Origin of the sequence: Kribbella sp. NBC_00889 (genome assembly GCF_045207705.1) — a bacterium.
Classification (GTDB): domain Bacteria; phylum Actinomycetota; class Actinomycetes; order Propionibacteriales; family Kribbellaceae; genus Kribbella.
Map to the genome: position 1 here is coordinate 400,253 of NZ_CP108783.1, position 13,499 is coordinate 413,751.

General features: G+C 69.4%; 15 protein-coding genes. 10 read left to right on the top strand and 5 right to left on the bottom strand.

The window, feature by feature from the left end:
* Window positions 1–102: 102 nt before the first annotated feature.
* Window positions 103–771 carry a maleylpyruvate isomerase family mycothiol-dependent enzyme gene (locus tag OG817_RS02105; protein WP_406051779.1) on the bottom strand — a complete coding sequence of 223 codons (669 nt, stop codon included), beginning with the start codon at window positions 769–771 and terminating at the stop codon, window positions 103–105.
* Window positions 762–1,421: a pyridoxal 5'-phosphate synthase gene (locus OG817_RS02110; RefSeq protein WP_406051781.1), complete on the bottom strand. Its 660-nt coding sequence runs from the start codon at window positions 1,419–1,421 to the stop codon at window positions 762–764. The genes OG817_RS02105 and OG817_RS02110 overlap by 10 nt, the downstream gene beginning before the upstream one ends.
* A 93-nt stretch (window positions 1,422–1,514) precedes the next feature.
* Here OG817_RS02110 and OG817_RS02115 point away from each other — a divergent pair, with 93 nt between their 5' ends.
* From OG817_RS02115 to tag, 7 genes are all read left to right on the top strand, one after another.
* Window positions 1,515–2,099: a CGNR zinc finger domain-containing protein gene (locus OG817_RS02115; protein WP_406051783.1), complete on the top strand. Its 585-nt coding sequence runs from the start codon at window positions 1,515–1,517 to the stop codon at window positions 2,097–2,099.
* 10 nt (window positions 2,100–2,109) lie between these two features.
* The gene (locus OG817_RS02120; RefSeq protein WP_406051784.1) at window positions 2,110–2,796 is read left to right on the top strand and encodes a VOC family protein; all 687 of its coding nucleotides are present in this window, start codon (window positions 2,110–2,112) and stop codon (window positions 2,794–2,796) included.
* The gene (dapE, locus tag OG817_RS02125; protein ID WP_406051786.1) at window positions 2,796–3,875 is read left to right on the top strand and encodes a succinyl-diaminopimelate desuccinylase; all 1,080 of its coding nucleotides are present in this window, start codon (window positions 2,796–2,798) and stop codon (window positions 3,873–3,875) included. The genes OG817_RS02120 and dapE overlap by 1 nt, the downstream gene beginning before the upstream one ends.
* A 25-nt stretch (window positions 3,876–3,900) precedes the next feature.
* Window positions 3,901–4,770, top strand: a complete 870-nt coding sequence (locus OG817_RS02130; protein ID WP_360450936.1) for a TIGR00730 family Rossman fold protein — start codon at window positions 3,901–3,903, stop codon at window positions 4,768–4,770.
* 76 nt (window positions 4,771–4,846) lie between these two features.
* Window positions 4,847–5,956: a DivIVA domain-containing protein gene (locus tag OG817_RS02135; RefSeq protein WP_406057647.1), complete on the top strand. Its 1,110-nt coding sequence runs from the start codon at window positions 4,847–4,849 to the stop codon at window positions 5,954–5,956.
* Window positions 5,956–6,405 (top strand): SRPBCC family protein, encoded by a 450-nt coding sequence (locus OG817_RS02140; protein WP_406051787.1) that lies wholly within the window; start codon window positions 5,956–5,958, stop codon window positions 6,403–6,405. The genes OG817_RS02135 and OG817_RS02140 overlap by 1 nt, the downstream gene beginning before the upstream one ends.
* On the top strand, window positions 6,402–6,962 hold the full coding sequence (tag, locus tag OG817_RS02145) for a DNA-3-methyladenine glycosylase I (protein WP_396396216.1): 561 nt from the start codon (window positions 6,402–6,404) through the stop codon (window positions 6,960–6,962). Before OG817_RS02140 ends, tag begins: the two co-directional genes overlap by 4 nt.
* 528 nt (window positions 6,963–7,490) lie before the next feature.
* Here the strand turns inward: tag and OG817_RS02150 are convergent.
* Both OG817_RS02150 and OG817_RS02155 read right to left on the bottom strand, forming a co-directional pair.
* Window positions 7,491–8,282, bottom strand: coding sequence for an enoyl-CoA hydratase/isomerase family protein (locus OG817_RS02150; protein WP_406051788.1), 792 nt, complete (start codon window positions 8,280–8,282; stop codon window positions 7,491–7,493).
* Window positions 8,283–8,316: 34 nt separating this feature from the next.
* On the bottom strand, window positions 8,317–9,132 hold the full coding sequence (locus tag OG817_RS02155; RefSeq protein WP_396396212.1) for a PaaX family transcriptional regulator C-terminal domain-containing protein: 816 nt from the start codon (window positions 9,130–9,132) through the stop codon (window positions 8,317–8,319).
* Between the two features lie 165 nt (window positions 9,133–9,297).
* Between OG817_RS02155 and OG817_RS02160 the strand changes: the two genes are divergently transcribed.
* The 3 genes from OG817_RS02160 (at window position 9,298) to OG817_RS02170 (ending at window position 12,309) form a co-directional block, all read left to right on the top strand.
* Entirely contained in the window at window positions 9,298–9,465 is a 168-nt protein-coding gene (locus tag OG817_RS02160) for a DUF3117 domain-containing protein (RefSeq protein WP_012923066.1), read from the top strand.
* A gap of 141 nt (window positions 9,466–9,606) precedes the next feature.
* Complete coding sequence (locus OG817_RS02165; protein WP_406051790.1) at window positions 9,607–11,124, top strand: leucyl aminopeptidase family protein; 1,518 nt, start codon at window positions 9,607–9,609, stop codon at window positions 11,122–11,124.
* Window positions 11,125–11,355: 231 nt separating this feature from the next.
* Window positions 11,356–12,309 carry a hypothetical protein gene (locus OG817_RS02170; protein WP_406051791.1) on the top strand — a complete coding sequence of 318 codons (954 nt, stop codon included), beginning with the start codon at window positions 11,356–11,358 and terminating at the stop codon, window positions 12,307–12,309.
* 327 nt (window positions 12,310–12,636) lie between these two features.
* Here OG817_RS02170 and OG817_RS02175 read toward each other — a convergent pair whose 3' ends face one another.
* A complete protein-coding gene (locus tag OG817_RS02175; RefSeq protein ID WP_406051792.1) occupies window positions 12,637–13,494 on the bottom strand; it encodes an oxidoreductase in 858 nt (285 codons plus the stop codon).
* Between the last annotated feature and the right edge of the window lie 5 nt (window positions 13,495–13,499).

Here is a 13,499-nt window from a genome sequence, read left to right on the forward strand (position 1 = left end):
ACGCCCAGCACTCACCAAGTGCCGAAAATCGCCGCCGGCACGCTCATTCCCCGCGTACGGCGCCGGTGACCCGGCAGTTGATGAGTGCTGCAGGTCCGCGGCTCAGGGCCAAGGCAGCAGATCGGGCAGCTGGCCGCGGAGCGGGGTGGCGGGGGTGCGGCCCGCGTACCAGGCGGTCAGGGCTTGGAGTTCGCCGGTGAGGGTTCGGGGTTCGCCGGCGCCGGACTGCCAGGTGGGGCCTTCGGTGGGGACCAGGATGAGGGTGATGTCTTCGGGAGTGCGGGGGCGGAGGAACTCCAGGAGGTGCAGGCAGAAGGCGGGAGGCCAGTCGCCTGGGGTGATGGCCAGGCCTAGGTCTGTGATGTGGATGAGGAGCTCGCGCCAGGTGGTGTTGAGGGCGGCGGCCAGGTTGCTGGTGCGGTGGGTGATGGGCCGCTGCCAGTCGTCGGGCGTGAGTTTGCCGAAGGCGGTGAGCAGGCCGGTGGTGGCCGAGTTGAGGTGGGACTCGAGCTCGGCGGCGGGGCGGTTGGCGCCGGCCTCGATGGCGGTGTCCCGGGCTGGGCGGCCGCCGTCGTAGAACTCGACGAGCCGACCCTGGAGGGCTTCCTCCACCTGCCGCGTCATCGCCTCGGAGAAGTTCGCGATGTGGGTGATGACGTGACCGCGGGACCAGCCGGGCAGGACCGACGCGCCGCGGGCGGTTTCGTCGTCGAGGTCCGTCACCAACGCGGTCAGTTGCGCGACTGCTGTCTTGACGTCGTTCAGGGCCACAAGCGCTCCTTGGTCCAGCGAAGAGTCGGGTCGTCGAGCCGGTAGTGAAGGCGGAGGTGGCGACGGTCCGGATCCGCCTGCCAGAACTCCACCTCGTCGGCTCGAAGCGTGTAGAGAGTCCAGTTCGACGCGACCACACCAGGCTCGGCGTTCAACCGCTCGACCTGCTCTGCGACCGCCGCCTCGATGTCGGCTGGATCCTCCAGTACGGCGCTCTGCCGCCCAGCCAGCGTCTCGGCCCGGGCAGGCGCCGGACGAGACAGGAAGTCCCGCGCCGAGTCCTGCGGATCCGCGGCCTCGACCGTCCCCAGCACGCGCACCTGGCGCCCGAGCGGGATCCAGTAGAACGTCAGAGCGGCGTACGGCGTGGCGGCGAGCTCCTCGCCCTTCCGGCTGGTCGACGACGAGGCGAACTGCCATCCGTCCTCGGTGACGTCCTTCAGGATCAGGACCCGCGCGTTCGGACGCCCGTCGGCGCGCACCGTCGACAGCGTCGCGGCACACGGCTCCGGGATCTGCTGGTCGACCGCGGCCAGCAGCCATTCGACGAACAGCGGATGCGGTGTCTCCGGCGTACGCGCCGGATCGAACGCCGGCGGAGTCCCGGTCAACGTCGGGACTGCGCGCAGTCTGGTGCGGAGGTCGGTCATCGAGTGCCTAACGGTAGGTGCGGCCTGTCGCGTTAGTGACCCTAGAGCAGCGACTCACATGGCAGCAACCCGGTATCCCATTAGACTGCGACTGTGAGCACGCTGGCTTTCGCTCTCGCGGCGACGATTCGGCACGATGGCAACGGCGGTGTCGCGGACCTTCTCGCGACGCCCGCCGACGCCGCCACCTGGGTCGAGCAGCACGGGGATCTCGTCGCGGAGGTGCTTGGCCGCCCGTTCGAGGGCACCGACGACGCGCGAGACGAACTCGTGCGCGTCCGCGGCGCCGTACGAGCACTGTTCGCCCGCGCGGTCGCGCCGCGCCCCGCGAGTACGGCGGATGCGGATCGGCTGATCGATGCCGGGGCGGCACTGCGAATGGTGAACCGCGCTGCCGACCGGCTCGGGACCACCCAGTTGGACTGGCCCGAAGACGGCGTACCGGTCACCAAGTGGGCTGGGCGGACCGACGATCCGGTCACGCTGCTGGTCGGCGCGGTCGGCCGTTCCGCGATCGATTTCCTGGCCGGTCCGGACCGCGTCCGGCTCCGCGCCTGCCCGGCGGCGCGCTGCGTGAAGTACTTCCTCCAGGACGATCCACGCCAGACCTGGTGCTCCCCGTCCTGCGGGAACCGCGAGCGCGTGAACCGCCATTACCGCCGGCGGCACGGCCGATAGCCTGTGGGCTATGACCGTCGCACGTTTCAAAGACTTGTGTATCGATGTGACGTGCCCGAGCGCGATGACGGCGTTCTGGGGGAACATCCTGGGGCTGACCTCGCCGGCCGACAACCCGAACGTGCTGGTCGGCGACGTACCGGAGAAGACCATCTGGATCAACAAGGTGGACGAGCCGCGGACGGTCAAGCAGCGCGTCCACCTGGACGTCGCCACTGCCGCGATCGCGGACCTCGAGCGGCAGGGCGCGACGATCCAGGTGCCGGCCAATGACGAGCAGCTGTGGACCGTGATGGAGGACCCGGAGGGCGGCGAGTTCTGCGGGTTCGTGCGCACCACCGTCCCGGCGTACAAGGTGCTGGAGCTCATCGTCGACGCAGCCGATCCCGAGGCGCAGGCGCGCTGGTGGCATGGCGTGGTCGGCGGTGACTTCGGCAGTCGGCCGGGTACGCCGTACAACTGGCTGGAGAACGTGCCGGGGCTGCCGTTCCAGTACTGGGTCTTCGTGCCGGTGCCGGAGCCGAAGACGGTGAAGAACAGGGTGCACTGGGATGTCACCGCGCCCGCGTTGCAGCCGGTGCTCGAGGCGGGTGCGACACTGCTGCGACCCAAGGACGGCGCGATCGGCTGGACCGTCTGCGCCGACCCTGAGGGCAACGAGTTCTGCGTATTCGTACCCCCGGCGGAGGACGCTTGATGAACAAGCTCGACCTGACCATGCCCGGCCCGGATCTGACCGAGGCGCTGGTCAACATCTCCTCGGTCAGTGGGACGGAGGAAACGCTCGCGGACGAGGTCGAGGCGGCGCTGTCGGCGTGCGCCCATCTGAAGGTGTTCCGGCACGGCAACACCGTGGTCGCGCGCACCGATCTCGGCCGGGACGAGCGGATCGTCATCGCCGGGCACCTCGACACCGTGCCGCTGAACGACAACCTCCCGGCCCGGCGCGCCGACGGCCTGATCCACGGGCTCGGCGCCTGCGACATGAAGGGCGGGGTCGCGGTCGGGCTCCGGCTCGCCGCGACGCTGGCCGAGCCGAACCGCGACGTCACGTACGTCTTCTACGACTGTGAAGAGGTCGAGGCCGAGCGGAACGGCCTGTTCAAGCTGACCCGGTCGAACCCGGAGCTCCTCGAGGGCGTGTTCGCGGTCGTGATGGAGCCGTCGAACGCGGTCGTCGAGGCCGGCTGCCAGGGCACGATGCGGATCGACGTCACCACCCGCGGCGAGCGGGCGCACTCGGCCCGGTCCTGGATGGGGAAGAACGCGATCCACGCCGCGGGCGAGGTCCTCGCGCGACTGGCGGCGTACGAGCCGCGGCGGGTGCCGATCGACGGCCTGGAGTACCGCGAGGGCCTGAACGCGGTCGCGATCCGCGGTGGCGTCGCGGGCAACGTCGTACCGGATCTGTGCACGGTGGAGATCAACTACCGGTTCGCGCCGAGCCGGTCGGAGGTGGAGGCGGAGGCGCACCTCCGGGAGGTGTTCGACGGGTTCGAGATCGCCGTCACCGACTCCGCGCCCGGCGGGCTGCCCGGGCTGGAGCGGCCGGCCGCGGCGGCGTTCCTGCAGGTGGTCGGGGGTGAGCCGAAGCCGAAGTTCGGGTGGACCGACGTGGCCCGGTTCACGCTGCTCGGCGTACCGGCGGTGAACTACGGGCCCGGCGACCCGCTGTACGCGCACAAGCAGGACGAGTTCGTGCCGGAGGCCGAGATCGAGCTGTGTGAACGAAGGTTGAGGACTTGGTTGACGGCGCCCGCGTCGCCAGGCTGGTAAATACCTGACGACCTAACCTGGGGGTATGGCAGAACCGTCGATCCACCCCGACCGCCCGCCCGGCCACCAGCAGCGCGGGCCGGTGGTGATGCGCCGCAACCAGGTGCAGCAATCCACGTCGGAGCAGCGCCTGCTGGACAGCCGCGGCCCGAGCGACTGGGTGCACACCGACCCGTGGCGGGTACTGCGGATCCAGTCGGAGTTCATCGAGGGCTTCGGCATGCTCGCCGAGCTCGGTGCCGCGATCAGCGTGTTCGGTTCGGCCCGGACCAAGCCGAACGAGCCGATGTACGCCGCCGCCGAGGAGTTCGGGCGGAAGCTGGTCGGCTCCGGTTACGCGGTGATCACCGGCGGTGGACCCGGTGTGATGGAGGCGGCGAACAAGGGCGCCTCCGAGGCCGGCGGCGTGTCGGTCGGGCTCGGCATCGAACTGCCCTTCGAGAACGGCCTGAACGAGTGGGTCGACGTCGGGATGAACTTCCGCTACTTCTTCACCCGCAAGACCATGTTCGTGAAGTACGCGCAGGGGTTCGTGGTGATGCCGGGCGGGTTCGGCACGCTCGACGAGCTGTTCGAGGCGCTCACGCTGGCCCAGACCCGGAAGGTCACGTCGTTCCCGGTCGTCCTGTTCGGTACGTCGTACTGGGGTGGGCTGGCGGACTGGCTGCGGGACACGATGCTCGTGGACGGGAAGATTTCCGCGGCCGACCTGGAGATGTTCACCATCACCGACGACGTGGACGAGGCGATCAGCTACATCGTCAAGGCCGGTGAAGGGGCCGACGCCGCCGCTGAGGAGGCCGCGGCCGCCGCTGCTCGGGACGTGGCTGAGGCGAACAACCCGGAGGCCCGCGAGCGTCGCGAGGCGCACCGGCTCGGCTCGGACGGGAGCTGAACCGGCCCGTGAAGCACGGCCGAAACCCTGCCGACTGTGCGGGTGACTGGAGCGGCATGGCACGATCGGACCCGTGATGTGGTTCTTCGGGCTGATCGTGGTGCTGTTGATCGGGGCTGTCGCAGTGGTGGCCTCGGGTCGTTGGGGTGCCATGAGTACGGCGTACGACGATCGGCCTGACATGACCGTGCCGGCGCGGCAGGCGCTGAGCTCGGCGGACATCGAGTCGGCCCGGTTCGCGGTCGGACTGCGCGGCTACCGGATGGACGAGGTGGACACGCTGCTCGAGCGGGTCGCGAAGGAGGTCGCCGAGCGCGACCGCCGGATCGCCGACCTCGAGCGTGCCGTCGCGCCGATCGTGGAGGCGCCGGACGGGGCGGGATTCACGTCCCGGTCCCGGTACAGCGCGACCGACTTCGACGACACCGGGGCGCAGGAGCCGATCATGGTCGGTGGCGACTTCCCGGAGTCGGACACCTCGGAGCAGCCTGTCGTGACGTCCGAGGAGGCCGCCCCGTCGCCCGGGCAGCCCAGCGTGTCGCCGGAGCAGGCGGCCGCCGGAGGCCAGCAGACGGGATCCGCCTCGCCTACGCCTGGTGGCGCTCAGACCGCCGGCGGCGCTCAGACCGCGGGCGGTGCGCAGACCGCCGCTGAGGTGCAGCCTGCTGCGGCTCAGGAGGTGTCGCCGGCCGCATTCCGGCCGCCCCTGACTCTGCAGCAGCCTGTCGCTGCCGATGAGCCTGAGACTGCCGAGCAGCCTGTCACCACCGAGGAGACGGCTGCAGAGCGGTCCGCCGCTTCCCACGCGGCTGCGGCGGACGAGTACGAGCGTCTGCAGGCCGAGGCCCGCGCACTCCTCGAAGCCCAGTCCCAGCCCGGACCACCCCGGCGTACTCCGGCCGACCGTCAGCCTGCCCCTCAGCAGTCGACACCGCCTCGGCAGTCGGACACACCGGCGCCCGAGCCCGAGTCGGCCTCGTACGAGCCCGAGGGTGAGGCGTGGTACCAGCGGCCCGCCCCCGAGCAGCCGCCCGCGGCTGACGGCTCACAGCCGGGCCAGCAGCGGTCGGTGCCGGCGGCCGGGCCGCAGCCCGCCCCGACGCCACACTGGATGCTGCCCGATCCGGCGCCTCAGCACGAGGAGCCGGCGCCGCCTGAGCAGGGTGCTTACCAGCGGCCGAGCTGATGAACCCAGACGGGAACTGTCATGCGGAAGCGTCGGTCTATCTGTCGTTGAGTCCGCAGGCAGCCTGGGATGCCGCGATCGACTGGGAGCGGCAGTCGCGATGGATGCTGCTGACCCATGTCTGGGCGACCGAGCACGACGGCGTTGGTGTAGGCGGTGGGATCGCAGCGCGCACTTCTGTCGGTGGCTTGGGATTCACTGACGACATGGTGATCACACATTGGGATCCGCCGCGCGAGTGCACGGTGAAACATCTCGGTACGGTCGTCGCCGGCACCGGGACCTTCTCGATCGTTCCTACCGGCGTCGGGAGCACCTTCACATGGGCAGAGGACGTCGTCCCGCCATGGGGGAAGGTCGGTCGGATGGGGTGGCCGGTGGTGCGGCCGGCGTTCGAAGTACTGATGCGGATCTCGTTGCGGCGGTTGGTGCGGGAGGTTGCGCGATGACGGTGATCGGGCCGGACGGCCAGCCGCGGTGCGGGTGGGCGACCTCCGCGCCGGAGTACATCGAGTACCACGACAACGAGTGGGGCAAGGAGATCCGCGACGACCGGGGACTGTTCGAGCGGATGACGCTGGAAGGGTTCCAGTCCGGCCTGTCGTGGATCACCATCCTGCGCAAGCGGGAGAACTTCCGGGCCGCGTTCGCGCACTTCGATCCAGAGGTGATCGCGAAGTACGGCACCGACGACTTCGATCGGTTGATGGCCGATCCCGGGATAGTCCGGAATCGCCTGAAGATCAACGCGACGATCTCCAACGCACGTGCGTTGCTGGAGTTGGACGACGGCGAGTTCACTGAACTGCTGTGGTCGTTCCAGCCTGTCGATCGGCCGGTGCCGAAGACGTTGGGCGATGTGCCGGCCACGACGCCGGAGTCCGTCGCGATGTCGAAGGCCCTGAAGAAGAAGGGATTCGTGTTCGTCGGCCCGACCACGGCGTACGCACTGATGCAGGCCGGCGGCATCGTGAACGACCACCTGTCGACCTGCATCGCCCGTTGATCCTGCCCTGGTACGGCGGCCCGAAACCAGATCGAGTGCAGCCGTTTGTGGCGCGAGCTGTTCCAAGCAGGGCACAGCGGCTTTGGTGTGGGCGCTGAACCAGGCAGAGCGCAGCAGCTTCGGTGTGGGCGCTGACTGGTGGTCGCATGCCTCGGTGCACGTGCAGCTGCATGCGTACTTTGCGGCTTGCAGGTGGCGCGTGCAAGGGCACGATTGCCCGGAAACGCCTGTGGTGGAAGGGATCTGGGCCAATTTGGAACACAAACGGCTGAACGAGTTGTGCTCCGGGCACCGAACGTGATGAGGTGACTCCGGGCTCCCCGACTGTCAGGTGGTTGTCCGGCCGTGACTCGCCCGGCCGGAACGCGGCCGGGGAGCCCACCAAACTTCTCAGCCCCCGCGCGATCGCGTTGGGTGCACCAACAAACCGCCGCCGGAAGGCCGTCGAGTCGTGGATGTTCGCAGCGAATCGCCCGCCGTGTGCGCAGCGATCCACGACTCGGCAACCAGGTGGGGCCGAAGGGGGGCCTAGCGGCCGGTGAAGGTTGGTTTTTGTTTGGCGACGAAGGAGGCGACGGCGTTGTGGTGGTCTTCGGTGTCGCCGGTTTGTTGCATCTTGCTCGCTTCGTACACCAAGGACTCGGCCAGTGTGTGAGTGGCCGAATAGCCGAGCGACTGCCGCACAGCGCCGTACGCAACGGTCGGTCCATGAGCGAGCTTGGTGGCCAACTCGGCGGTGGCGGATGAGAGGTCGGCGGCGGGCACGACCGACGTGGCCAACCCGAGGTCGAGGGCTTCGGCGGCGGGGATCGTCCGAGGGAAGTACAGCAACTCCACAGCCTTGGCGTGCCCGATCAAACGAGGGAGGGTCCACGAGATGCCGGTGTCGCAAGACAGGGCGATGCCGGTAAAGGCGAGGTTGAAGCCGGCCGTGTCGGCAACAACCCGGAAGTCGCACGCGAACGCCATCGACGCGCCGGCACCGGCCGCGACCCCGTTCACGGACGCGATCACCGGCTTCGGCATCTCGGCGAGGGCGAGGGCGATCGGGGCGTAGTGGTCCGGCACCGTGCTCCACAGTGCGGCCGTGTCGTTCGCCTCGAGGAGGCCGATGTGTTCCTTCAGGTCCTGGCCGACGCAGAACGCCCGCCCGGTGCCGGTGAGCACGACGACGCGTACGGCGTTGTCCTCGGCGGCGGCCTGGACGGTGTCGCGGAGCAGGACCTTGGTCGGCGTGTCGAGCGAGTTCATCGCGTCGGGCCGGTTCAGGGTGATGGTGGCTACGCCGTCGGCGACGGCGTAGGTGACGGAGTCACTCATCGTGGTCAGCTCCTTGACAATCGGTGAGGAATTTTCAGTGCAGTGTCAGGCAGTCGTCGACGAAACGCCCGGCCGCGGGGCTCAGTCGTTCGGCGTGGAAATCGAAGTACGCTGCGGCCCGCGTTCCGGCCCAGTCGTCGGGCAACAGTTCGCCCGGCAGGCCCGGGTCGAGGAACAGGAACTTGCGCCATTCGTGCACCAGTTCCGACCGTACGGCGAACGCCTGCTCGTCGGTGGTGTCGTCGCCCGCACCGTCCACCAGGGCCTTCGCCTCGATCAGCCAGGCGTCGTACGACGCGCCGAGCTCGTCCAGTTTCCAGACCCGGCGGGCGAACTCGACGGCACCGGCGTCGACGGGTGCGCGGAACCGATCCGCGGCGATCCCTTCCACACCGAGGATCTGGTCCACCTCGGCGTCGTTGCGCAGGCCGACCCAGGCGCCGTCGGACAGCGGAGCCCAACCCAGGAAGGCGAGTTGGCTCGCGAGCTGGTCGCGGCGGCGCGCGTTCGGGACCTCGCGGAGGATGCCGAGATGCCAGTGCTGATCCCAGCCGGAGGAGCCGTTCGTACCGGCCGGACCGCTGCCGTCAGGGCTGGTGCGGTAGATCCGGGCGGCCGCATCGTCGAGGCGGCGACGCGCCCGGGAGGTCAACGCGTAGCCAGGTTGTCCGTCGAGCCGGACCGGCTCCAGCCAGCCCTGCCGGACCATCCGCGACACGGCGGTACGCACCGCCGGCGGATGGACGCCCAGCGGCGCGAGCAGCCGGACCAGCGCGGCGACCGGGGCCCGTGCGCCGCGGGCGCGCAGATGGTCGCCGTACAGGTCGAAGAGGGCTGAACGGGCGTGCACAAGAGTTGAGTCTGCCGTATGGTGCACGGCTCTGGCCTGAGATCGGGGATAATGGTTGCGATACACACTGCGATACGCGCCGACGGCGCATCACCGCAACGGCGCCGGCGACGGTTCCCCGCGCGGTGTCGTCGCTCAACACCGACACTGGGAAGGGGTGCGCGCATGGCGGCGATGAAGCCGCGGACGGGCGATGGTCCGCTCGAGGTCACCAAGGAGGGCCGCGGGATCGTGATGCGGGTTCCGCTCGAGGGCGGCGGCCGGCTAGTCGTCGAGCTGAACGCCGACGAAGCGACCGAACTCGGCAACGCGCTCAAGGCCGTCGTCGGCTGAGCGGATCCCTCGAGGTGCCTTCCGTACCTCTGCCAATTCATCGACCCCGGTGGGTGCCTTTTCGGGCACCGGCCGGGGTCGTTACGGTTGGCCCCGGACAATGCAGTCCCCATATTTGATCAAACCAGTGAGGTCCTCCTAGTGGCTCGCCGCAGCAACACGTTCACCTTCCCGACTCTTCCCGCCGTGTCCTGGCAGCCCGGTCTGCCGGTGCACGGCGCCCCGACCTGGGTGATCGTGGTCGGCGAGGGCGGTCTGCCCGCTGCCGCCAAAGAGGCGGGCGAGCGGCTCGGAGTCGATCTCGACCGCCTGTACGAGGTACAGCAGGCGACCGGCTTCAGCCCGACCGCCGGGGCCACCGCGAGCTATCCGCTGCTGACCGGCGAGGTGACCGAGGTGCTGCTGGTGGGCGCCGGTGACGGCAGCGCCAAGGACCTGCGACACGCCGGGGCCGCGATCGCGAGATTCGGCCGCGGCAAGGACGAGCTCACCGCGGTCGTTGCCGAGGGCATCGACGATGCGACGCTGCGGGCCGTCGCGGAGGGCGTCGTACTCGGATCGTTCGCCTACACCCAGAAGACGGTCGACACGGGCAAGCCGGTGGTCGGCCGGGTGACACTGACCGACGGATCCGCGTCGGAGCGGCAGGCGGTGCTCGACCGCGGCATCGTGCTCGGGCGGACCGGTTGGGTGGCGCGGCAGTTCGCGATCACCCCGTCGAACGAGAAGGACCCGGCCTGGATGGCCGCCCGCGCCACCGAACTGGCGGAGTCGTCCGGTCTCGAGGTCACCGTCTGGGACGAGAAGAAGCTGGCCGCCGACGGGTTCGGCGGCATCCTCGCGGTCGGCAAGGGCTCGACCCGGCCGCCGCGGTTCATCCGGCTCGACTACGTGCCGGCCGGCGCGACCAAGAAGACGCCGTACGTCGTCCTGGTCGGCAAGGGCATCACCTACGACACCGGCGGCCTGTCGCTGAAGCCGCGCGAGGGCATGGTGTCGATGAAGCGGGACATGACCGGCGGCGGTTCGGTGATGGCAACGATGTCGGCGCTGCGCGAGCTCGGCGCGAACGTCCGCGTCACCGGCCTGATCTGCTCCGCGGAGAACATGCCGTCCGGTACGGCGTACCGCCCGGACGACGTGATCCGGCACTACGGCGGCCGCACCACCGAGGTGAAGAACACCGACGCCGAGGGCCGGCTGGTGATGGCCGACGGCCTCGCCTACGCGGTCAAGGAACTGAAGCCGGACGCGATCGTCGACATCGCCACGCTGACCGGCGCGATCAAGGTGTCCCTCGGCTCGATGCTGTACGGCGGTCTGTTCGCGACCGACGACGCGCTCGCGGACAACCTCGCTGACGCCGGCCGCGTGTCGGGTGAGGAGCTGTGGCGGATGCCGCTGGCCGAGCAGTACCAGGAGCTCATCTCGACGCCGATCGCCGACTCGGTGAACAGCTCGAAGGGCCCGGGCTCGATCACCGCGGCCCTGTTCCTGAAGGCGTTCGCGGGCGACATCCCGTGGGCCCACCTGGACCTGTCGTCGATCGCGGAGTCCCCGGCCGACCGCTTCGAGTACTCCCTCGGCGCAACCGGAGCCGGCGCCCGCCTCCTCACCACCTGGCTAACCTCCGAAACCCCAACCTCCGGCATCGGCTGACCCCACCCCCATCCCACCCACCCACCCCCGCCCCGCGCTTCGCCCCCGGCCCCCGCGCTTCGCCCCCGACCCGCGCTTCGCGGCGTCTGGTGGGTTGACCCATCAGAGTGTGGGTTCGCCCACGGCACGCGGATGGCCAACCCACAGTCGCGTGGGCTGACCCATCAGGGTTATCCACAAGGGGAGGGAATGGGGAGCGGCGGGCGGTGGAACGCGGGCATGCTGAATTGCGTGAATCCGGAGTTGAAGGAAATCGCGGCCGGCCAAGGTGGCGTGGTCAGTACGCGGCAGGCATGCGTGGCTGGGTATACCCAGGAACAGATCCGCGAACGGCTCGCTGACGGACGCTGGGAGCGTGTGCGCTACGGGCAGTACGCCGAGCGTCAGGAGCTGGTCGGCCTGGCGCCATGGGAGCGGCAGCTCGCGCGCCATCGACTCCTCGTTCACGCGGCGATGAACTCGATGAAACCCGGGTCGGCCGTAGTGAGTCATCACTCTGCCCTTGTCCAGTACGGCGTACCGGTCTGGCGCGCAGATCTCAGCGAGGTCCAGTTGACCCGTACGACGGGGCGGAGTGGGGTCAAGGCTGGTGTTCGCCACCATCGCGGACTGCTCGGACGGGCCGACGTGATGCAGGTCGACGGTCTGGCAACGACCTCGCTGGCCCGTGCGGTCGTCGAAGCCGCCGCGCGTACGTCGTTCGAGGCAGCGGTGGTGAGTCTGGACGCGGCGTTGCGACACCCGGCCATGAACGCCGACGACCTCCGGCGGCTCGTGGACGTGACCGAGTGCTGGCCGGGCGGCCCGACGATCCGTTCCGCGCTCGCATTCGCCACCCCATTGTCCGAGTCCGCGGGAGAGTCACGGCTCAGGGTGTTGATGCACAACCAGGGTCTACCGGAGCCCGAGCTTCAGGTGGTGTTCGACGACGGCGATGGTTTCGTCGCGCGGGTCGACTTCCACTTCGCCGACCACGGCGCCGTCGTCGAGTTCGACGGGCTGGCGAAGTACGCCGACGGATCACGGGACACGTTGATCCAGGAGAAGCTCAGGGAGGATCGCCTTCGGGCGTTGGGACTGGAGCTCGTCCGTGTGACGTGGCCCGAGCTCGACCCTCCCCATCGCCTCGCAGCCCGCATCCGCGGTGCCTTCGCCCGCTCCCGTCGTACTGCGCTCGCTGGTTGACCCATCGGAGGGTGGGTTGGCTAGCGGTGTGCGGTTGGCCGGCGCGGGTTCTGGTGGGTGAGCCCATCGGAGGGTGGGTTGGCTAGCGGTGTGCGGTTGGCCGGCGCGGGTTCTGGTGGGTGAGCCCATCGGAGGGTGGGTTGGCTAGCGGTGTGCGGTTGGCCGGCGCGGGTTCTGGTGGGTGAGCCCATCGGAGGGTGGGTTGGCTAGCGGTGTGCGGTTGGCCGACCCGCGTTCTGATAGGTCAGCCCATCAGACGGCAGACGGGAGACGGCAGGCACGGCAGGCACGGCAGGCAGGGCCGGGAGGGTGGGGAGGGTGGGGTCGCTAGGGCCTCCCGATTGCGTCGAGGTCGGTGATTGCGTCGGTGGGGAGGACGAGGTCTCGGGCGGCGATGTTTTCGCGGAGGTGGGTGAGTGAGGACGTGCCGGGGATGACGATGCTGGTGGTGGAGCGCTGCAGGAGCCAGGCCAGGGCGACCTGCTGAGGTGAGGCGTTCAGGCGGGCGGCGACCTTTGCGAGGGTCTCGGACTGCAGCGGGCTGAAGCCGCCGAGCGGGAAGAACGACGCGAACGCGATGTTCTCGTCGGCGCAGAAGTCGACCACGTCGTCGTCGTCGCGCCGGACCAGGTTGTAGAGGTTCTGCACGGTGACGACCGGGGCGATGGTCTGCGCCTCGCGGATCTGCGTGACGGTGACGCCGCTCAGCCCGAGGTGCCGGATCAGGCCCTCCTGCTGCAGTTCGGCGAGGGCGGTGAACTCGGTGGCGATCGACTCCTCGCTGCCGCCGTCGTGCGCGGGGGTGCGGAGGTTGACCACGTCGAGGACGTCCAGGCCGAGGTGCTCGAGGTTCTCGTGGACCGCGGCCTTCAGGTCGTCCGGCTCCCGGGCGGGGATCCAGCTGCCGTCGTCGCCGCGGCGGGCGCCCACCTTGGTGACGAGGTGCAGGCCGGCCGGGTACGGGTGCAGGGCTTCCTTGATGATCTCGTTGACCACGACCGGGCCGTAGAAGTCGCTGGTGTCGATGTGCGTGACGCCCAGGTCGACGGCTTCCCGCAGTACGGCGATCGACTGGTCGCGGTTCTTCGGCGGCCCGAAGACCCCGGGACCGGCGAGCTGCATGGCGCCGTACCCCATCCGGGTGATGGTGAGGTCGTCGGCGAGGGTGATGGTTGAGTTCGTCATGTCTT